This is a genomic window from Mucilaginibacter sp. CSA2-8R (assembly GCF_038806765.1).
GTDB lineage: Bacteria > Bacteroidota > Bacteroidia > Sphingobacteriales > Sphingobacteriaceae > Mucilaginibacter.
The window spans coordinates 1363524-1384360 of sequence record NZ_CP152389.1 but is presented as its reverse complement, the minus strand read 5'-3'; the positions used below and the strand labels follow the sequence as shown (position 1 = coordinate 1384360).

Here is a 20837-nt window from a genome sequence, read left to right as displayed (position 1 = left end):
GCATGGCTTATTTATGTATTTAACTTAAGCTTCCAGTTCCATAATCTGCTCGGCAAGGGTTTCCCATTGCTGCTGCAACTGCTTTACCTGGCTTTGCTTTTGCTGATAATTGCTGTTAGTTTCTTTAAGCTTAGTAGAGTTGTTATATATATCTTCATCGGCCAGGCGGTTTTCCAGCTGTTTTACCTCATTTTCCAAATCGGCAATTTGCTGCTCCATCCGGGTTAAATCGTTGTTCAATTTTTTAAGCTGCTTAGATTTATCTTCGGTGGGCTGCTGCTTAACCGGCTCTTTTTTTTCTTCTTTTTTAGGCTGAGGCGCAGGTGTTGCTGCTTTTGGCTGCAGCTTACGTTTAGATTGCCACTCTTCATATTCCTGATAGGTGCCCGGGTATTGCTTAATCTGATGATCTTCAATAAACCAGATCTTGTTGGCAATATTATCCAAAAAATACCTGTCGTGCGACACGGCAATAAAGGTACCCTCGTATTGCTGTAATGCCTGTATCAGGATGTTTACCGATTGCATATCCAAGTGGTTGGTAGGCTCATCGAGTATAAGGAAGTTGGCATCTGCAGTTAACGCTTTAGCTAATGCCACGCGCGATTTTTCGCCGCCCGACAACACCTTGATTTTCTTAAACACATCATCGCCCGTAAACAAAAACGAACCTAATATAGAGCGCAATTCTGTTTCGGTATGTTTTGGCGCAAATGACTGTAACTCCTTTAATATCTCACTTTCAAGATGCAATGATTCCAACTGGTGCTGGGCAAAAAACGTTTGAGTTACATTATAACCCGTTTCGCTTTTGCCTGTAAAATCCTTATCGGCATCAGCAATGATTCGCAACAGGGTTGATTTACCTCGACCGTTAGCACCAATTAACGCTATTTTATCTCCCTTCTCAATAATGGCATTGGCATGCTTTAATATCTCGAGATTTGGGTAGCTTTTACTGATATTTTCAATCGTGGTAACATTACGTCCGGATTGCTTACCGAACTTAAAGGTGAAGTTAACCGATGGGTTATCGTCATCCACATCATCAACACGCTCCATTTTGTCGAGCATTTTGATGCGCGATTGCGCCATTTTTGCCTTTGACGCTTTAGCACGGAAACGCTCAATCAAACGCTCTTCCTGCTTTATTTTAGATTGCTGATTTTTAAACTCACCCCGCTGTATCTCCTCCCGCAAGGCTTTCTCTTCCAGGTAGAACGAATAATTGCCGGCATAAACCGTAAGCTTACCTTTACGCGACTCGACCGTGCGATTAATAACCTTATCTAAGAACCATCTATCGTGCGATACAATGACCACAGCCCCTTCAAAATCTCTTAAATAATCTTCCAGCCACTGTATGGATGGTAAGTCCAAGTGGTTGGTTGGCTCATCGAGTAACAATATATCGGGCGACTGTAACAGTATTTTGGCCAGCATTACACGCATCCGCCAACCGCCCGAAAAAGTGCTTAACTTACGTTCCTGATCAACATCGGCAAAACCCAACCCAGCCAAAATTTCGTGCGCTTTATATTCGATATTGTAGCCATCCAGCGCTTCAAACTCGTGTTGTTTGTCGCTCAATTTATTGAGCAAATCCTCGCTGTAATCAGTTTCCAGCTTTTTAAGCAGGCTTTCTATTTCGGTATGCAACTGATTCTGGCGCTCAAAAGCCTCCATGGCCACATGCAAAATTGACTTATCAGACGAGTACGAAAGCAAATCCTGGTTCAGGTAACCAATGGTTAAATCTTTAGATTTTGATATAGTACCCGATGTTGGTTTGTAGTCGCCAACAATAATTTTAAGTAGCGTAGTTTTTCCGGTTCCGTTAGCGCCAATCAGGCCAATTTTTTCTCCGGGTTTAATATGCCAGTTAGCATCATCATAAAGGGCACGCGCACCGATCTCGAACGTCAGGTTATTTATTGCAATCATTTACCTACAAAGATACCTTTTTGGCGCGAAACGCTAAAACGCGAAGGATAAGGCGATTGTAAAAATGAGAGGGTCGAAACAATTACTATTATTTATGAACATAGATGATAAAAGGAGTCTCTGATATGGAAAAGCAGACATTTCCGGTCTTGTCATTGAAAACATACATTTCAATCAATCTACTTTTATCTTTACTGTCATCTGTAACCCGGATGATATGATCGTCAGCATTATAGCTCTATATACCATCGGGAATTCACCATTGCGGATTGGGGCTATTTATACTAAAATGATGATTAGCCTTTATCAAAAATACCGCTTTTAATAATGCTGGCTTGAACTGTTTTAAGATAGCGCTTTGGCTAACTAACGGCGACTTTTTATTTACCGTGACGTTTGAAACTTTCCAGTTGCCAACCAGCTCATCAGATGTGGGTTGCATTAAACAACACTGAATTACTAGCACAAGTGTAAATATTAAATTCATCAACGATATTACTTTACCGTTTTTAACCAGGCCTCGGCCATCAGGTTTGCTCCTGCTAAAGTAGGGTGCACGCCATCAGCAGTCCAATAACTGCCGGGCGCTGTTTTCTGGGCTTCGTCAAATACGCTTTGATACGGAATCCAAACGGCGTTGTAGCTATCCGCAATCTCGCGGGCAGCCTGGCGGTATTCGTTAAATTTGGGAAACCACTGGTCGGTAACGGACTTGATGCCATTGACTGCAAAAGGTTCGCCGATGATCAGCTTTACATCTGGCAGCGCCTGTTTGGTACGGTCGAGCAGTTTGCGGTAATCGGTACGGTAGGTTTCGATGGTTCCGGCATAACCGTTAGTTAGCGTGTGCCAAAAATCGTTTACACCAATCATGATACTAAGCACATTGGGCTTAATTTGCAGGCAGTCGGCATCCCATCGCTCGGCTAATTGGTAAACTTTATTACCGCTGATACCCCGGTTATAGATTTTGAGATTTTTAGTGGCGTGATGCATTAGCAAATTACCCGAAGCTAAAAAGGCGTAGCCATTACCCAACATGGGTATGCTATTGGGCGTGGTATTGGTTTTATTGCGACCAGCATCGGTGATGCTATCACCCTGAAACAGTATGGTATCGTTATCATTTAAGGTCAGCTTTTTTGCACTGCTTTTAGTAACAGCGGCCGACACAATGCCTGGCACTGCTATGGCGGCCAAAGTTGCCGTGGCGGCACTATTAATAAAACTACGACGATTAAACTGATTATTCATACGGGTAAATTGGAGTAACTAAAGTAGATTGTTTTCATCATATCTGCAAACTAAGAATACAAAGCCCTAAATTTGGAGCATGTATTCGTTGCTCAAGCCGCTGTTATTCAAATTTGATCCCGAAAAGGTACATTATTTTGTTACCCGCAACCTTAAACGTTTTAACAAAGTACCGGGTGGCTCGGCCCTAAGCCGCAGCACCTGGCTGGTAAACGACAAGCAACTGGAGCGTACTGTTTTTGGATTGAAGTTTAAAAACCCGGTTGGCCTGGCGGCCGGTTTTGATAAAAACGGCGACACCATTGCCGAAATGGCTAACCTGGGCTTTGGCTTTATAGAAGTGGGTACGGTAACTGCCCTGCCGCAACCAGGCAACCCTAAACCACGCATGTTCAGGCTACCGGCAGATGGTGCTCTGATTAACCGGATGGGCTTTAATAACTTAGGCGTTGATGTACTTGCATCGCGCATAGCTGCGTATCGAAAAACTACAGAAGCCGCTAAAAACCCGGTGATTATTGGCGGCAACATCGGTAAAAATAAAAACACCCCTAACGAAGATGCTGTAAGTGACTACATTAAATGTTTTGACCGGCTGTTTGACGTAGTAGATTATTTTGTGGTTAACGTGAGCTCGCCCAACACGCCAGGCCTGCGGGCACTGCAAGAGAAAGGGCCGCTTATGCACATTTTAAATACCTTGCAGCAACGCAACCGCAAAAACGATATCAGCCGCCCGATACTGCTTAAAATAGCGCCCGATTTAACCGATGAACAACTGAACGATATTATAGAAATTGTACAGCAAACCGGCATTGCCGGGGTAATTGCCACCAATACTACGATTAGCCGTGACGGCCTAACTTCGGCACCCGTAGTAATAAATGAAGCAGGCGGGTTAAGTGGCAAACCGCTGACCAGCCGTTCTACCGAAGTCATCAAATACCTTTCAGCAAAATCGAATCAATCTTTCCCAATTATTGGGGTGGGCGGTATACACTCGCCCAAAGATGCCATAGAGAAACTGAATGCCGGTGCGTCATTAATCCAACTTTACACCGGGTTTATTTACGAAGGACCGGGTTTAATTGGCCGTATCAATAAAAAGCTCTTATCATTATAAAAACTAAATCAGCGTTTAAAGCTGCTCCCTTAAACGCTGATTTCACAGGTCTTAATAATGCCCTCTGATTCTTTTGTGAATCTGCTCGTCATATAACTTTCGCAATTGCTGATGCACATCGGCCGAAAGCGGCGGCAAATTGGAGGATTCAATATTACTGTTTACCTGACTTATTTTTGAAGCGCCCGGTATTACCGTAGTTACCTCTGGGTGGTCTAAAATCCAGCGAATAGCCCATTGGGCCATACGGTCGCCGGGCAGCATCTGCTTAATCTGATTGCTTAGCTTTACACCCTCCTTAAAATCAATACCTGAAAAGGTTTCGCCTGCATTAAATGCCTCGCCGTTGGCGTTAAAGTTACGATGATCGGTATTGTCAAATTGTGTACTCTCATCAAACTTACCGCTTAGCAAACCACTGGCTAAAGGCACCCTGACTATAAGCGCCACACCTTTTTCTTTAGCTTTAGCAAAAACTTCGTCGGCCACATGTTGTCGGAATAAATTAAATATTATTTGCAGCGAAGCCAATCCCTCCTGCTCAAGGCAAAGCAAGGCCTCCTCTGAGGTTTCGACACTGGCGCCAAAATATTTGATCGTACCCTCCTGTTGCAGTTTACGCAAATGGTCAAACACTTTGCCCGAGCGCATCTCTTCGGTTGGTATGCAATGCAGCTGCTCTAAAAATAACTGCGATACCCCGAGGTGCTGCAGCGAATCTTCGGCCTGGCGCTTCATAGCATCATAAGTAAAGTTTTGCGGCCAGCCGTTGCCGGCATCTCCACGCCTGCCTAACTTAGTGGCTACATGAATCTCGCGATCGGCGGCTTTTAAAAATTTACCGATCACTTGTTCGCTGATGCCCATACCATACACATCGGCGGTGTCAATAAAATTGCCCCCGGCATCCGCATACGCCTTTAATATTTGCAGAGCGGCATCTTCGTTCACATTGCCCCAGTCGGCACTGCCCAACTGCCAGGTGCCTAAGCCAACCTCCGCTACTTCAACGTCCTTGAATAATCTGTATTTCATATCATTAATTTCAGAAACAGGTAATCATCAACCCTGAAATATCTAACAACTCAATATCTGTTTAGTTACCTTTTGCTTTTATAAATTATTAAAAGTTGCTTAACTGCCTAATTCAATAATACGATCAAACTCCTCGGGCTTAAGGCCCATAACCGATAAACGGCCCTGACGCACCAGGCTAACATCTTTTAACCGGTCGTCGGCTTTAATTTGCTCCAGGGTAACCGGCGTTTTTAAGGCTTCAACCGGCGCAAGGTCTACCACTACCCAATTGGCATCATCAGTTGTGGGGTCTTGGTAAAACTCTTTAACCACTTTAGCTATACCCACAACAGCCTTACCTTCGTTACTATGGTAAAACAGCACTAGGTCGCCTTCTTTCATCCCCTTTAGGTTGTTACGGGCCTGATAGTTCCGCACACCATCCCAAAAGGTGCGGCCATCCTGGTTAAATTTTTCCCAACTGTATTTAAACGGCTCCGATTTTACCAGCCAATATTGCATATAGAATTTGATTTTAAATCTTGATTAATAAGCTCCGGTACTTTGAAGCTGTAAAGGTGAAAAAAGCGAACGAGAAACTAAAATATCAACAACTGCTTATGTGGCTACGAGTTAATTTTACAAAAAAAACCCGCTCTAACCATAGCAGAGCGGGTTTAATGTAATTAGAATTACTATTGCAATAACCTATGGTACTGTTACGGCACCTGCTGCATAATAAGCTTTTACGGTTTTGCGCAGGTAACCGCCGTCATCATCGCTGCTTTCGTTAGAACCGGTTACGCCATCGTTGGCATTGTCGAGGTAACTGGTACAAGCTGCAGCGCCCTTGCCAAACAAAAATGCAATAACCCCTGCCTGAGCGTAATCATTTAACCGGCTGGTATTACGGCTATCCAGCACTGGCTGCATAAAATACTCAGGTCTGTTATCTTTATAATGCCCATTGGTGTTGTTACAGGTTAATGTTTTGGTGTTACCCATTGGTATTTGCCAAAGCATTATTTTCTGGCCGGTTTCCTGGTTTAGTCTCTTTAAAAACCTTCTGAAACGTTCAAAATCGCTCATGTTATCGTTAGTACCGGCACCATCGGTTGACCACATAGTGTTAGTTTTATTGTTAACCAATTGATCATAACCGGCATCGCGGTCGGCAAACTCAGCAAAAATCAAATCGAATGAAGCACCTAAAGATTTATAATAAGCCGCAGTTTTATAAGCCAGCAGCTCCGGGTTATTTTTACCTTTTACCAAATCGGCACCGGTTGCCCACTGTGACGCATGCCAGCCTAAAAGTACGTTAGGTGCATATTTGTCGCGCATGCTTACGATTACTTGTGCTAATCCTCTTGCATCGTTGCTGTAACCCTGAGCATCAGCATAACCGCTTTGGCTTACCTTAATGCTGCTTTTACTAGCGTCGTCCTTATACATTTCCATGTAGCCCAACAAATCCGGCTCGTAATGGATAATTACTGTGTTTCCAAATTCTTTACAAATCTGTAAAATGAACTTCCAGTCTTCAAAATACTTACGCATTACCTCGCTATCATTCATGTTGGCGAAAGCCGGATCCTGGTTAAGGCCGCGGGCCGGAACGATGTTATAGTAAGTAAAAACCGGGGTTTTACCCATTTGCTGGGTTTGTTGTAAAAAATTGCGGGCAAATTGTCCGGAAGGAAAATTCCAAGAAGCCCATCCACCCGACATAATGTCTCCGGCCAAGTACGTATAACGATATTCGGCTTCGTTAATCATCTGCGAGCTTTGTCCGGCCGAATTTTCGACCCCCATGGCTAAGTGCTTGGGTAACATGGCAGGCATACTCTGTGAAACATTTACTGTACTTTCTATATGCGCCGGTAAACTGCTGTCGCTGTCAGATGGACTACTGATCTCCGCTTTTTTACAACTTACTAAAAAAACCAGCAATAGAAAAAACGTTATTCTCTGCATTAAATTAATAGTTTAAATTCGTTAGGGGCTTAAATGTAACAATCGTGTTGCAAAAAGTCAAAAAAAATTTCTGTTGAGGATATTTTCTCCAGTTAGATATAAATTTCTATCAAAAGTTAATTATGTTTTTTACAAAAGTAGGCACCCTTGTGTGCTTTACTATACACTTGTACGTGGCTTTCGTTGAAAAGTTCAAACTTTTCGATAAAAAGTTCACTTATTACGCGTGCCAGTTTTCATGAGACTATAAAAACTTTTATTGCACATTAATTAATTTTCTTATTAAGTATTGTGCAACCATTCAATCTTGCTAAACCTTTAATAAAATATCTGGTTATCTAAGCAAATACAGGCATAGAGAAATACGCATGAAAAACGGACTTTTTGAATACGGCGATCAGGTAGTAATTAGTGCTACTGATGAGAAAGGCACTGTCAACATTAACCAGGTTAACGATGGCGCACAGGTTGAAGTAGAATTGAAATCGGGAGAAGTAAAGCAGTTTAATGAAGACGAGCTTGAATTTGACGAGGATTTTCAGCCTGATACCGGCGAATAAAGTGCTTGGGTATTTGAGTCTGCACTATGATGATTGCAGACTCAGATACCTGCGTTAATGCAATATTTTAAAAACAAGTTCTTTTAACAACTCACCATGTGAGGCAGTTGAATTCATGCCTTTACTTTTTAAATCGTATTCGCGCAGCCAACCTATAATCTGCATACATTTATAAAAATCGAATGTGCGGCTGGCCGTTTCGTAATCTTTAATAAAATAAGGATTCACACCTAATTCACGGGCGGCGTCCTGAGGTGTCCTACCCTTTACATAATGATAAAGCAACACCTTACTAAAAAAATTATTCAGGTTGCCTAAAATCAGTACAATAGGATTTGCTTTAGGATTAGCTTCAAAGTAATTGATGATTTGGTTAGCCTTCAACACTTCGCGCCTGATTAGGGCCGATTGCAGTTCAAAAACATTATATTCTTTACTAATGCCAATATTATCCTGAATTTCTTTTAAAGTGATTTCCTGCCCCACCGGAATGTTAAGCATCAATTTATCAAGCTCATTGGCAATTTTTGATAAATCATTACCTAAATATTCGCACAGCATAGCAGCAGCCTGAGCATTTATTTTGTAATTTTTACCTGCACCGTAAGATTCAATCCAGGCCGGCACCTTATTATCGTATAAAGTGGCCGACTCAAACACCAGCCCTTTTTTGTCGATGGCTTTGTAAGCTTTTTTGCGCTTATCAAACTTGCCATACTTATAGCAAAAAACCAGTATAGTGGTATTTAACGGATTTTCGAAATAGCTTAGCACCGGGTTAATCCCCTTTTTATCAGCATCCTCCTTACCCCATTTCATGTCCTGCGCTTCTTTCACAATCACCACTTGGTAATCGGCCATCATAGGGTAACGCTTAGCTGCGTTTAACACTGTCATGATGTCTGTGTCTTTGCCGTACCATACCGTTTGATTAAAGCCTTTTTCTGCATCAGACAGTACGCTATCTTCAATTTGGCTGCTGATGAGGTCAATAAAGTATGGCTCTTCGCCATGCAGTAAATAGATAGGCTTATACTTGCGGTTTTTTATATCTTTGATAATATCGTTGGCAGTCATCTTTAAACAGGCGCAATTTACAAAATTTACCCGGTTAGAATTTGCCTGCAACCGTTAAATTGCTTTATGGATTTGCTGCAGCCTTTAAATCTTCCTCCCTATCCTTTTAAATTAACAGAACAAAACGGGCAGCTATACATTTTTGATGTGCTCCGAAAAAAGCAATTATTATTAACCCCCGAAGAATGGGTTCGTCAGCATTTTGTACAGTACCTGATGCAGATGAAGGGTTACCCCAAAACACTCATCAAACTGGAGGGCGGTTTAAAGGTTAACGGCATGGCTAAACGGAGTGACATTGTTATCTTTAATCAACATGGGGAAAAATCGCTGATGGTTGAATGCAAGGCACCGGGCGTGGCTATTACGCAAAAGGCGTTTGATCAGATTGCACTATATAATATCACCCATCGCATACCACTATTAGCCGTAAGCAACGGGTTGCAGCATTACTACTGTGTTATTGATTTTGAAAAATCCAGCTATCAGTTTATTGAAGGACTGCCAGAATACACCGCAGTGCAGCATTAGGCATTAGTTACAACTTTTTTTTGGTTAACCAACGTTAACACTTTTTCTTTAAGCTCCTCAGGCTTAAAGGGCTTAGATAAATAATCGTTCATGCCGGCATCAAAAACCCGTTCGCGGATGTCGGTAAGGGCAGACGCGGTAAGCGCTACAATAGGTATATTTGCTTTTTGCTTATCTTCCAGTTTGCGAATCTGCACTGCAGCATCGAAACCATTAAGCACAGGCATCTGTAAATCCATTAATACGATGTCATAATTCCCTTGCTGCACCATCTCGACGGCTATTTTACCGTTCTCGGCAAATGAAGCTTCAATAGCCCATTTAGAAAAGAATTTTTTCATCAACATGGTGTTAATCATGTTGTCTTCGGCCACTAAAATATGAAGGCTTTTTAACTGACTTTCGTTATCGGCTTCAACTTTTGGTATTAACGCAGGCTCGGCTACTGCTGACTCTAGTTTTACCACAGGCATATTGAGGTAAAACCAAAACTCGGACCCAAGCCCAGGCTTACTGTTTACCTGCATTTGCACCCCTTTTAACTCTAACAACCGCTTTACAATAGCCAATCCTAAACCCGTGCCGCCGTATTGGCGTGTGGTAGTAACCGATTCCTGGGTGAAAGGCTCAAATATGGCTTTGAGGCTGTCGCCCTGTATACCAATACCCGAGTCTTTTACCGAAAAGCGCACGTTCATGTAATTGTTGTGATCCTCTTCGCAGGTCACATTTACTTTTACATAACCATCAGTGGTAAACTTAATGGCGTTGCTCACCAGGTTAAAAATAATTTGAGCAATGCGGGTAGGGTCCCCAATTACAGTTTTGTGAGTGAGTTTTTCATCAATCATCAATTTAAAGTCGAGCCCTTTCTCGTTGGCTTTAATAATTTGCCCCCCGCAGATGTTGTTCATCAGCTCGGTTAAATCAAACCTTATATTTTCAAACACTACCTTACCCGATTCTATCTTGTTAAAATCGAGTACATCGTTAACAATAGCCAATAAATTACTAGCCGAAAACCGCAGAATTTCAAGATTCTCTTTTTGGTCTGTACGCGGGTTGCTCATCATGAGCAGGTTACTCATACCAATTACTGCGTTGAGCGGCGTACGGATCTCGTGCGACATGGTAGATAAAAACTCCGATTTGGCCTGCGTTGATTTTTCGGCTTTCTCGATGGCCTTTTCAAGGTTAATATTGAGCTTGGTTTGCTCTTCGCTGTTGCGTTTAAGCTCGAGCAGATTATTTTGAAACGCCGTGTAAAAGTGGTTATGAATAAACACCATTACGATAAAATTGGATATTACCGAAACGATAATGGTAGACTGATCAAGATGCTCGGCTGTGATACCAATATTGTAGACATTGGTATAAGCATAAAACATAAAGAACAAAACCGGAAGAAGATTGACTGCAGAGTAAATCATCCCCCATTTTTGTCCAAGCATATAAAAGCTGAACACAATAATGATGAGTACCACCTGTATGGTAATAACATCGACCTTTTGAAAGATAATCAAAAGGTCGAACCAATTCATCAGCGTTCCTAAAGACAGCAAGGTGTGGGTAACAAACTCCCAATTTGCCTTCCAGGTCAAGAACTTAAATATAATACCTAGCGTAATGGTGCCGCTTATAGCAATACCTAAAAGGGTATACTGCTTGGTAAAAATTACGCTTACAATAAGCGCTACCAGCGAAATAAAGATAAGGCACATGCCATAATATAAAAGGCGTATGCGTGCCTGTGTGAGCAACGACTGCTCACCAGACAATATCTCTTTTAAAGAAAGGTTGTTAAACCCCGGCTTACTCATTAACTGGTACTATAAGAAATGTTTAAACTCATAGCCCATAAAAACTGAAACATTTAAAAGGGTGCTATAATTTTATTAAATGATTGCACCCCTTATGTTCAATTAGTTTGCCAAAAGTTCTAAATTATCTTCTGTTATTTTAAGTTTTGCCTCAGCATCTGCTTTCTTCTTCCGCTCATTCGCTATCACTTCAGGCTTGGCATTATTTACAAATTTTTCGTTGGATAGCTTCTTATCAACCGCTTGCAGAAATCCAAGAAGATATTCCTTGTCTTTCTGTAAGCGCAAACGCTCTGCGTCAACATCGATATTACTACTCAACGGTATAAAAAACTCATCCGTAGATACCATAAAGTTTGCAGCACCCAGTACTTTATCATCAACGAACTTAATGTGGCTTAAATTACCCAACTTGCTCAATATAGGCAAAAATGCCTCATATTGATCTGATGAATTTTGTTTAATAAGTAATTCTAAACTTTCTTTAGGCGATATTTGCTTGCTGTTTCTTGTGTTACGCACCTCGGTAATCACCTGCTTAATATTTTCGCATTGGTTAAGAAGCACAGTGTTAACTTCGGCAACAACCGGCAGTTGAGCTACTATACAACAATCCAGCGCATCGCGCTCACCAAACAGTTCGTCATGCCATAATTCTTCGGTGATAAACGGCATAAAGGGATGCAATAATTTTAAAATATCTTCAAAGTAACTGATGGTTACCTCGTAAGTTGCTTTATCAATAGGCTGCTGATAAGGTGGCTTTACCATTTCGAGATACCAGGCGCAAAAATCGTCCCACACCAGCTTATAAACGGCCATTACCGCTTCTGATAAACGATATTGCGCAAACAAATCTTCAATTTCGGCTAAAGCCTGATTAAAACGGCCTTTAAACCAACTTATGGCTGTCGCATTCGCATTTTCTAAACTAACACTAACCTCCCAACCTTTTACCAGCCTAAAGGCATTCCAAACTTTGTTAGCAAAATTACGGCCTTGTTCGCAGTAGCTCTCGTCAAACATCAGGTCGTTACCGGCAGGCGAGCAAAGCAACATCCCTACACGTACGCCATCTGCACCGTACTTTCCGATCAGGTCAATCGGGTCAGGCGAGTTGCCTAATGATTTAGACATTTTGCGGCCTAACTTATCACGCACTATACCGGTCAAGTACACATTTTTAAAAGGCACCTGGCCTCTAAATTCGTGACCGGCCATAATCATACGGGCTACCCAAAAGAAGAGTATTTCGGGAGCAGTTACCAAATCATTGGTAGGATAATAATAATTGATATCGGCGTTTTCAGGGTCTTTAAAGCCGTCAAAAACTGAAATTGGCCATAACCATGAAGAAAACCAGGTATCAAGCACATCTTCGTCCTGGCGCAGGCCACTAGCCGACTGACCTTGAGCTTCGAATGCCGCTTGAGCTTCTGACTCGGTTTTAGCAACAACCCACTGCCCCTTATCATTATACCAGGCCGGTATACGCTGCCCCCACCAAAGCTGCCGACTAATATTCCAGTCTTTTACGTTTTCCATCCAGTGGCGGTAGGTATTAATAAACTTATCAGGAATGAGCTTGATATCACCTTCGAGCACGTAATCAAGCGCTGGTTTAGCCATCTCCTGCATTTTGCAAAACCATTGCATAGACAGCTTAGGCTCAATTGCCGCATCGGTACGTTCCGAAAACCCTATTTGCGATTTGTATTCTTCTACCTTTTCTAAAGCATCCGCCTCCTGCAGTAAAACCGCAATTTTTTTACGTGCAGCAAAACGATCTTCTCCTATCAGTATTTCGGCTTTATCATTCAGTGAGCCGTCATCGTTCAAAATGTCAATTACCGGCAGGTTGTGTTTTTGCCCAAGTTCATAATCATTTAGATCGTGCGCCGGGGTAACCTTTAAACAACCGGTACCAAAATCCATGGTTACGTATTCGTCCAGTATCACCGGTATTTCGCGGTTAATAAGCGGCACTAATACTTTTTTGCCATGCAGGTGTGTGTAACGCTCATCGTTAGGGTTAATGCACACGGCACAGTCGGCCATAATAGTTTCCGGACGGGTGGTAGCAATGGTAAGGTAACCATCGCCTTCGGCAAATTGGTACTTGATGTAATAAAGTTTCTGTTGTACCTCTTTACGGATAACTTCCTCGTCAGATACGGCAGTGAGGCCTTTAGGGTCCCAGTTAACCATACGGATACCGCGGTAAATCAGACCTTTTTTATACAGATGAACAAAGGTATCAATAACAGCTTCTGAAAGTTCGGGTTCCATAGTAAACCGGGTACGGTCCCAATCGCACGACGCACCTAACTTTTTAAGCTGCTCTAAGATTATGCCGCCATATTTATCCTTCCATTCCCAGGCGTATTTCAAAAATTCATCGCGGGTAAGGTCATGCTTGCTGATACCACGCTCTTTTAACATAGCTACCACTTTTGCCTCGGTAGCAATACTGGCGTGATCTGTACCCGGTACCCAGCAGGCATTTTTGCCTTTCATGCGGGCACGGCGTATCAGTACATCCTGAATGGTATTATTTAACATGTGGCCCATGTGTAAAACACCGGTCACGTTGGGGGGCGGTATAACTATAGTGTATGGTTCGCGCTCGTCTGGCACCGATTTAAAAAATTGGTGCTGTAACCAGTAGCTGTACCATTTATCTTCAACTTCATTAAACTGATAGGTTTTTGAAATACTCATAGCTCACAAAAATAATGTTTTGCGTTAATAAGTCAGCTAAATCTGTTTATGGATTTGGTGGAAGAGATTACAGGCTTACTACACCACCAAAAAAATAGCGCAACCCCGTAAGGTGCGCTAAACAAATAACAAAAAAACAAAAAACAAACCCGTTAAGTATTAATCATTCATCTGGAACACAATGGGAATAGTATATTTTACCCTTACCGGTTTACCGTTTTGCTGTCCGGGTTTCCAGGCTGGTGCCAGTTTTAAAACGCGCAAGGCTTCGCGGTCCAACAGATTGTCTACCCCTTTTACTATATTCAAATCGGTAAGCTTACCGTCTCTTTCAATAATAAAGCTGATAATCACGCGGCCCTGCAGGTCAGTTTCAGGATAACGGAGGTTCTTTTGCAAAAATTTGCTCCATGCAGCTGCCCCCCCGTAAGGTTCGGGCATGACGTCCAGGCCGCCAATATCAACAGGGTCGTTCGTCGGTATGCCATCAGGCGTGCCTTTTGGGTCGCCTGTAGTTACAGGTCCTACAGGTGCCGTGCTATTAATTACACCTTTGGTACCTGTATTATTATCAATGTTAGAAATTGCCTTATCCATGTCAATGGGCTTAACATCGGTTAACACTGGCTCATTAGTAACCACGGGGGGTATAAACCGTTGCGATACCACGTTAACCTTTGGCGCTGCTACAATCTGTTTATTCGGATTGCCTGCTGGGTGTTTCCGCAACACGGCTTCTTTAGGTTGCTCGGTTTTAGGAGGCTCTATATATTTCGTAGAATTATAGTCTATAACAACGGTTGGGTCAACGGGCGGCTTGTGTTTCAATGCAATGTTAACTGATACCACAGCAACGGAAAAACCTAATACCGTGATAGCTAAGGCACGCATCATGTTAGTACCATAATGAGCACGCAAATCATATGCACCATAGTTCTTGTTACGGTCTGCAAATACAATATCAAGCCACTCAATATCGTACAAATTAAATTTTGTATTAATCATATTTATCAAAATTATATTTTAAATATAAACACTTAAACTATATAAAATTCTGATAAATTTCATTTTTAGCAAAATATCAATTCAGATCAATGTGCATTTTAAATACTTTAACAGATTATTTGATTTTTTGCCGAAATATCTACAATATGCTTATTTTATTGAGGCTTAAAAAGTGGCTACTTATAAATAAAACGCTTAAAAATAGACTAAAAACAGAATATTGTGTTTAAATAAATCAAAATACAGAATTTTATTCTGCAATAACTAATTAATCATTAGATCAAAGTTTAAGAAGATGGTCGTGAAATTGAAACTATATTGAAGTACCAAGACTCCTTTTGAGGCGAAATTCATGAGAGGGATCATACATTGTATCTGTTTTTGCCAACCTATATGTATAAATTACATGTAAATGGTCAACTTTTAAGCCACATTGCTCTATATTTGCACACCGAAAACCATATACACCTATAAACAAATGTCAAATATCCGTTTTCAAGCCCTTCAAACTGTCCTTACACGTACAATACCAGAGTTTAAGGCACCAACAGCCAAGGTATCTGAGTATTACGGCGTTAATGTTTTCGATAAAAAGAAAATGCGCGAGTTTCTTTCTAAAGAAGCCTATCAAAGCATCATCAGCTCTATAGACCATGGCGAACCGGTTCAGCGCGATATGGCCGATCAGGTAGCCTCGGCCATGAAAGCCTGGGCCATAGGCAAAGGCGCTACTCATTATACCCATTGGTTTCAGCCGCTTACCGGCACTACTGCCGAAAAGCATGACGCTTTTTTTGAGCCCACATTAGATGGCGCCATCGAAAAATTTAGCGGCGATGCTTTGGCACAACAAGAGCCCGATGCATCGAGCTTCCCTAACGGCGGCATACGCAATACCTTCGAGGCTCGCGGTTATACCGCCTGGGATCCATCTTCTCCGGCCTTTATTATGGGCCGCACCTTATGTATACCCACCGTATTTGTATCTTACACCGGCGAAGCCTTAGATTATAAAGTACCTTTATTAAAGGCATTAAACGCGCTTGACAAAGCGGCTGTAGATGTTTGCCAATACTTTGATAAAAGCGTTGAAAAAGTAAATGCCTCATTAGGCATTGAGCAAGAATACTTTTTGGTTGATCTGGCCTTATTTAATGCCCGTCCGGATATGTATTTAACCGGCCGTACATTGTTCGGCCATTTATCTGCCAAAAACCAGCAATTAGAAGATCACTACTTCGGCTCTATCCCTACCCGGGTATATGCCTTTATGCAGGATTTTGAACTGGAAGCACTACAACTGGGCATCCCGTTAAAAACCCGCCATAACGAAGTAGCCCCGTCGCAGTTTGAATGTGCGCCTATTTACGAAGAAATTAACCTGGCTATAGACCATAACCAACTACTAATGGACATTATGGACAGGGTTGGCAAGCGTCATAACTTTAAGGTGCTGCTGCACGAAAAACCTTACGCCGGTGTTAACGGCTCGGGTAAGCACAATAACTGGTCGATGATTACCAACACAGGTAAAAACTTGTTGTCGCCAGGTAAAACGCCGAAGAGCAATTTGATGTTCCTTACGTTTTTTGTGAACACCATTAAAGCCGTATATGAACACGCCGACCTGCTGCGCGCTTCTATCGCCTCAGTAAACAATGACCACCGTTTAGGTGCTAACGAAGCGCCACCAGCTATTATTTCTATATTTTTAGGAAGCCAGTTGAGCGACGTGTTAGACGAAATTGAAACATCACGCATCAGCAAAAAAGCTAAAGAAGAAGCCTTATTATGGCAGGGCATCCCTAAGATACCGCAAATTTTACAAGACAATACAGACCGTAACCGCACCTCGCCTTTTGCCTTTACAGGTAACAAGTTTGAACTGCGTGCGGTAGGCTCTTCGGCCAACTCTGCCAGCCCGATGACGATCCTTAACCTGATTGTGGCCGACCAGCTGAAGAAGTTTAAGGTAGATGTTGATAAGCTGATAAAAAAAGGCGAAAAGAAAGACGTTGCCTTGCTTACCGTAATTAAACGCTACATTAAAGAATCAAAAGCCATACGCTTTGAGGGTAATGGCTATAGCGAAGAATGGGAGCAGATGGCCGAGTCGCGCAATTTGGCTAATATCAAAACTACCCCTAAAGCGCTGGATGCCCTGGTAACTGAAAAAGCCGAAAGCGTTTTTGAAAGTACCGGCGTATTTAGTCGCCGCGAGGCACATGCCCGCCATGAGGTATTATTGGAAGATTTTTACAAGAAATTACAGATTGAAGCCCGCGTAATTGGCGAACTGGTAAACAGTTTAATTATACCGGCTGCCATCAACTACCAAAGCAAGCTGGTTGAAAACGTAAGAGGTTTAAAAGAGATTGGATTAGACGAAACCGTGTACGCCGCACAGTTAGATATTATTAAAAAACTGGCTGAGCATATCAATTTCATCAAAACCAATACCGAGCTAATGGTAGATGAGCGCAGAACCGCCAATAAAGTTGAGGATGCTCGCGAACGCGCTATCGCTTACGACGAAAAGGTAAAAGCTTATTTTGACCCTATCCGTTACCACGTTGACAAACTGGAACAACTGGTTGATGATGCCGTTTGGCCGCTGCCTAAGTTCAGAGAATTATTGTTTTTGAAATAGCAGCGTATATTTACAAACGAAGAACGCTCTTGTACTGCAGTACAAGAGCGTTCTTCGTTTGTAAGGGTTAATTAAGTTTATTAATGACTGTCGGGTCGGGCAAATATGTCGTTTGATTTATGCTGCTGGATAAATACCTGCCGGTATTGATTAAGCAAGCCCGATTTAGATATAAAGCCCACAAACTTACGGTCTTTCACTACAGGTAGCTGCCATACATTAAGGTGGTCAAAAACATTCATTACGCTACTTACAGGTTGGTTGTAGCTAATAATAGCTGGCGGACTTACCATAAAGTCGCCAATTACGCCTTGCGTTGAATTGTCTTTAAATATGTGCTTGCGTATCTCATCCATCCAAATCACACCATCCAGGTAACCATCGGCATTCAACACCGCGAAAATATTGGCATTACTGCCAGCCAGGATGTTATACAACTCTTGTATGGGCATATCCTTGCGTAAAGCTGTATAATCGCGGTTAATTAAGGTATCTAGTTGAATATCATTCAGCATACTGTAATCCTGATCGGGATATATTTCTTTTTCGTGAATCAGCGCCTGCCAGTACATGTTGTGAGTACTAAACACCCTAGCAATAATATAAGATATGGCTGATACCACCATCAGCGGGATGAATAACAAATAACCGCCTGTAATTTCGGCAATCAAGAAGATAGCCGTAAGCGGAGCATGCAGCACACCGCTCAAAGCACCGGCCATGCCCACCGCAATAAAGTTACTGGTGTTTAAATGGATTAGCCCTGTTTGATTAACACCATACGCTAACAATAAACCTAAAAAAGCGCCGGTAAACATAGTAGGTGCAAAGGTGCCGCCGTTACCACCTACTCCCAAAGTAATGCCTGTAGCTACAATTTTTATTAATACTAACGCTGCAATAAACAACAGCATTACTAAAGGCTCTGACAGCCAGTCGGCATATAACGACTCTTCTTTCAGCATTTCCATATTACCATTCAATATAGCCTGCAAATAATGGTAGCCTTCGCCGAACAACGGCGGAAAAAGCAAGATCAGTATTCCTAAAAGCAAACCTCCTGCAATGGCCCTGGTATAGCGGTTATACTTCATAAAAATGCCTTTCTCCAGGTTTTCGGCAACTTTAGTGATGTATACGGCAATTAATCCACTTAATACGCCCAATACAATATAAAACGGCAGGGCCTGTACCAGCCAACCCTCTGTTACTAAATGAAATAGCTGCCCTGAGTGCAACAGCTTACCCACTACCACCCCAGTTGCTGATGCAATCAGCAATGGAATAAATGTGGGTATTGTAATTTCGCCAATCAGTATTTCTAAGGCAAACAGCACGCCGGCAATAGGGCTGTTAAATACAGCTGCAATACCTGCTGCCGCCCCGGCCGCCAGCAACACTGTTTTTTCGTAATTGCTTAGCTTAAAAAACCGGCCTACGTTAGAACCTAATGCTGCCCCGGTACAAACAATAGGAGCCTCCAAACCAGATGAGCCACCAAAACCTACTGTTAATGAGCTGCTGATGAGATGTGAGTAGGCATTGTTATAAGGTATATTTGACTTGTTTTTTTTGATATTCACCAAAATGCTTCCTATCCCCTTCTGTATTGCATCGCGGTTTATTAAATGCTGATAGGCCACGGTTAACAGCAAGCCCAATGCGGGCAAAAACAAAAAGCTGTAATGGTAAGGTACGCTGGCCGCAATATGTCGGCTAAGCTCTTCCATTAAATGTACCATGTACTTAAGAGCAACAGCCGCAAATCCGCCAACCAGGCCAACCAGCACGCTACAGTAAATTAAAAAATTGCGCTGCGAGTTTTGATTCGCACGCCAGTTGTTGATAGCTAATAACAGACTTTTAAGCATAACGGAAGGCAGATGTACAGCAAAGTAACGATTTTACTACGTTAACCCGTATATTTGAACATGATTTCTGAGCAAAGATATGATCAGCGGGGCGTATCGGCCTCCAAAGATGATGTTCACCAGGCTATTAAAAATATTGATAAGGGCCTCTATCCAAAGGCCTTTTGTAAAATAATACCTGATATATTAAGTAACGACCCGGCTTACTGTAATATTATGCATGCCGACGGTGCAGGCACTAAATCGTCACTGGCTTACATTTACTGGAAGCAAACCGGCGACCTGTCGGTTTGGCGGGGTATTGCTCAGGATGCCATCATCATGAACCTGGACGACCTGCTTTGCGTGGGCGCTACTGATAATATTTTACTGTCATCAACCATTGGCCGTAATAAAAACCTGATTCCTGGCGAGGTGATTGCCGCGATTATTAACGGCACCGAAGAAATACTGGAAGAACTACGCAGCCATGGCATCGGCATCTATTCTACCGGTGGCGAAACAGCCGACGTAGGCGACCTCGTTCGTACCATTATTGTAGACTCTACCGTTACTTGCCGATTAAAACGCGACGATGTAATTTCCAATCACCGCATACAGGCCGGTAACGTAATTGTAGGTTTAACCTCGTACGGACAGGCCAGTTATGAGCATGAATACAACGGGGGTATGGGCTCTAACGGCTTAACCTCGGCCCGTCATGATGTATTTAACAAAACGATCGCGCAAAACTTTCCGGAAAGCTTTGACCCGGCTGTACCCGAAAGCCTGGTATTTTCGGGCAGTAAAAACCTGACCGATTTAGTTGACATTGGCAACGGCCAAACCATCACTGCCGGCCAACTGGTGCTCTCTCCTACCCGCACCTACGCGCCGGTAATTAAAACCATTTTAGACAACTACCGTAGCCAGATACACGGCATGGTGCATTGCAGTGGCGGCGCCCAAACCAAAGTACTACACTTTGTGGAAGACGTGCATGTGATTAAAGACAATCTCTTCCCGGTTCCGCCGCTGTTTAAGTTGATACACCAGGAGTCGGGCACCAGCTGGCAAGAAATGTATAAGGTATTTAATATGGGCCACCGCATGGAATTGTACGTGCCCGAAACCATTGCAGCCGACCTGATTAAAATTTCGCAAAGCTTCGGTATCGATGCCCAAATCATCGGTCGCGTTGAGCCGGCTTCGGCAAAGCAGGTCACTGTAAAATCGGGATTTGGGGAGTTTGTATATTATTAATACCAATTAAAATTTATAGGTAAAGCCCGACTAATCTGATAGCCG

At 42.5% G+C, this 20837-nt stretch carries 15 protein-coding genes; 5 read left to right on the top strand and 10 right to left on the bottom strand.

Annotated elements, in window-relative coordinates; translation table 11 throughout:
- Positions 1–24 precede the first annotated feature (24 nt).
- Both AAGR14_RS05995 and AAGR14_RS05990 read right to left on the bottom strand, forming a co-directional pair.
- On the bottom strand, positions 25–1944 hold the full coding sequence (locus AAGR14_RS05995; RefSeq protein ID WP_342647685.1) for an ABC-F family ATP-binding cassette domain-containing protein: 1920 nt from the start codon (positions 1942–1944) through the stop codon (positions 25–27).
- Positions 1945–2439: 495 nt separating this feature from the next.
- Positions 2440–3198, bottom strand: a complete 759-nt coding sequence (locus AAGR14_RS05990) for an SGNH/GDSL hydrolase family protein (protein ID WP_342647684.1) — start codon at positions 3196–3198, stop codon at positions 2440–2442.
- 79 nt (positions 3199–3277) lie between these two features.
- Here AAGR14_RS05990 and AAGR14_RS05985 point away from each other — a divergent pair, with 79 nt between their 5' ends.
- Positions 3278–4321 carry a quinone-dependent dihydroorotate dehydrogenase gene (locus AAGR14_RS05985; RefSeq protein ID WP_342647683.1) on the top strand — a complete coding sequence of 348 codons (1044 nt, stop codon included), beginning with the start codon at positions 3278–3280 and terminating at the stop codon, positions 4319–4321.
- 51 nt (positions 4322–4372) lie between these two features.
- Here the strand turns inward: AAGR14_RS05985 and AAGR14_RS05980 are convergent, their stop codons facing one another.
- The 3 genes from AAGR14_RS05980 to AAGR14_RS05970 all read right to left on the bottom strand — a co-directional run bounded on the left by AAGR14_RS05980 (position 4373) and on the right by AAGR14_RS05970 (position 7315).
- On the bottom strand, positions 4373–5356 hold the full coding sequence (locus AAGR14_RS05980; protein WP_342647682.1) for an aldo/keto reductase: 984 nt from the start codon (positions 5354–5356) through the stop codon (positions 4373–4375).
- Positions 5357–5455: 99 nt separating this feature from the next.
- The gene (locus tag AAGR14_RS05975; protein ID WP_342647681.1) at positions 5456–5860 is read right to left on the bottom strand and encodes an EVE domain-containing protein; all 405 of its coding nucleotides are present in this window, start codon (positions 5858–5860) and stop codon (positions 5456–5458) included.
- Positions 5861–6046: 186 nt separating this feature from the next.
- Entirely contained in the window at positions 6047–7315 is a 1269-nt protein-coding gene (locus AAGR14_RS05970; RefSeq protein ID WP_342647680.1) for a hypothetical protein, read from the bottom strand.
- Between the two features lie 368 nt (positions 7316–7683).
- On the opposite strand from AAGR14_RS05970, the gene AAGR14_RS05965 reads away from it, so the two are divergent.
- Positions 7684–7875: a hypothetical protein gene (locus AAGR14_RS05965; RefSeq protein ID WP_342647679.1), complete on the top strand. Its 192-nt coding sequence runs from the start codon at positions 7684–7686 to the stop codon at positions 7873–7875.
- Positions 7876–7929: 54 nt separating this feature from the next.
- Here the strand turns inward: AAGR14_RS05965 and holA are convergent, their stop codons facing one another.
- Complete coding sequence (gene holA / locus AAGR14_RS05960) at positions 7930–8952, bottom strand: DNA polymerase III subunit delta (RefSeq protein WP_342647678.1); 1023 nt, start codon at positions 8950–8952, stop codon at positions 7930–7932.
- A 66-nt stretch (positions 8953–9018) separates the two neighbouring features.
- On the opposite strand from holA, the gene AAGR14_RS05955 reads away from it, so the two are divergent.
- Entirely contained in the window at positions 9019–9483 is a 465-nt protein-coding gene (locus AAGR14_RS05955; protein ID WP_342647677.1) for a type I restriction enzyme HsdR N-terminal domain-containing protein, read from the top strand.
- Here AAGR14_RS05955 and AAGR14_RS05950 read toward each other — a convergent pair.
- From AAGR14_RS05950 to AAGR14_RS05940, 3 genes are all read right to left on the bottom strand, one after another.
- Positions 9480–11303 carry an ATP-binding protein gene (locus AAGR14_RS05950; RefSeq protein WP_342647676.1) on the bottom strand — a complete coding sequence of 608 codons (1824 nt, stop codon included), beginning with the start codon at positions 11301–11303 and terminating at the stop codon, positions 9480–9482. The genes AAGR14_RS05955 and AAGR14_RS05950 overlap by 4 nt on opposite strands.
- Positions 11304–11405: 102 nt before the next feature.
- On the bottom strand, positions 11406–14024 hold the full coding sequence (locus AAGR14_RS05945; protein WP_342647675.1) for a valine--tRNA ligase: 2619 nt from the start codon (positions 14022–14024) through the stop codon (positions 11406–11408).
- A 159-nt stretch (positions 14025–14183) separates the two neighbouring features.
- Positions 14184–15029, bottom strand: a complete 846-nt coding sequence (locus tag AAGR14_RS05940; protein WP_342647674.1) for a TonB family protein — start codon at positions 15027–15029, stop codon at positions 14184–14186.
- Between the two features lie 478 nt (positions 15030–15507).
- On the opposite strand from AAGR14_RS05940, the gene AAGR14_RS05935 reads away from it, so the two are divergent.
- On the top strand, positions 15508–17679 hold the full coding sequence (locus AAGR14_RS05935) for a glutamine synthetase III (RefSeq protein ID WP_342647673.1): 2172 nt from the start codon (positions 15508–15510) through the stop codon (positions 17677–17679).
- Positions 17680–17759: 80 nt separating this feature from the next.
- Here the strand turns inward: AAGR14_RS05935 and AAGR14_RS05930 are convergent, their stop codons facing one another.
- Positions 17760–19550 carry a chloride channel protein gene (locus AAGR14_RS05930; RefSeq protein ID WP_342647672.1) on the bottom strand — a complete coding sequence of 597 codons (1791 nt, stop codon included), beginning with the start codon at positions 19548–19550 and terminating at the stop codon, positions 17760–17762.
- Between the two features lie 60 nt (positions 19551–19610).
- On the opposite strand from AAGR14_RS05930, the gene AAGR14_RS05925 reads away from it, so the two are divergent.
- Complete coding sequence (locus AAGR14_RS05925) at positions 19611–20792, top strand: AIR synthase related protein (RefSeq protein ID WP_342647671.1); 1182 nt, start codon at positions 19611–19613, stop codon at positions 20790–20792.
- The last annotated feature ends 45 nt before the right edge of the window (positions 20793–20837 follow it).

Coding starts and splice junctions, on each gene's coding strand:
- AAGR14_RS05995 (WP_342647685.1), bottom strand. CDS start 1,944: ATGATTGCAATAAATAACCTGACGTTCGAGATCGGTGCGCGTGCCCTT.
- AAGR14_RS05990 (WP_342647684.1), bottom strand. CDS start 3,198: ATGAATAATCAGTTTAATCGTCGTAGTTTTATTAATAGTGCCGCCACG.
- AAGR14_RS05985 (WP_342647683.1), top strand. CDS start 3,278: ATGTATTCGTTGCTCAAGCCGCTGTTATTCAAATTTGATCCCGAAAAG.
- AAGR14_RS05980 (WP_342647682.1), bottom strand. CDS start 5,356: ATGAAATACAGATTATTCAAGGACGTTGAAGTAGCGGAGGTTGGCTTA.
- AAGR14_RS05975 (WP_342647681.1), bottom strand. CDS start 5,860: ATGCAATATTGGCTGGTAAAATCGGAGCCGTTTAAATACAGTTGGGAA.
- AAGR14_RS05970 (WP_342647680.1), bottom strand. CDS start 7,315: ATGCAGAGAATAACGTTTTTTCTATTGCTGGTTTTTTTAGTAAGTTGT.
- AAGR14_RS05965 (WP_342647679.1), top strand. CDS start 7,684: ATGAAAAACGGACTTTTTGAATACGGCGATCAGGTAGTAATTAGTGCT.
- holA (WP_342647678.1), bottom strand. CDS start 8,952: ATGACTGCCAACGATATTATCAAAGATATAAAAAACCGCAAGTATAAG.
- AAGR14_RS05955 (WP_342647677.1), top strand. CDS start 9,019: ATGGATTTGCTGCAGCCTTTAAATCTTCCTCCCTATCCTTTTAAATTA.
- AAGR14_RS05950 (WP_342647676.1), bottom strand. CDS start 11,303: ATGAGTAAGCCGGGGTTTAACAACCTTTCTTTAAAAGAGATATTGTCT.
- AAGR14_RS05945 (WP_342647675.1), bottom strand. CDS start 14,024: ATGAGTATTTCAAAAACCTATCAGTTTAATGAAGTTGAAGATAAATGG.
- AAGR14_RS05940 (WP_342647674.1), bottom strand. CDS start 15,029: ATGATTAATACAAAATTTAATTTGTACGATATTGAGTGGCTTGATATT.
- AAGR14_RS05935 (WP_342647673.1), top strand. CDS start 15,508: ATGTCAAATATCCGTTTTCAAGCCCTTCAAACTGTCCTTACACGTACA.
- AAGR14_RS05930 (WP_342647672.1), bottom strand. CDS start 19,550: ATGCTTAAAAGTCTGTTATTAGCTATCAACAACTGGCGTGCGAATCAA.
- AAGR14_RS05925 (WP_342647671.1), top strand. CDS start 19,611: ATGATTTCTGAGCAAAGATATGATCAGCGGGGCGTATCGGCCTCCAAA.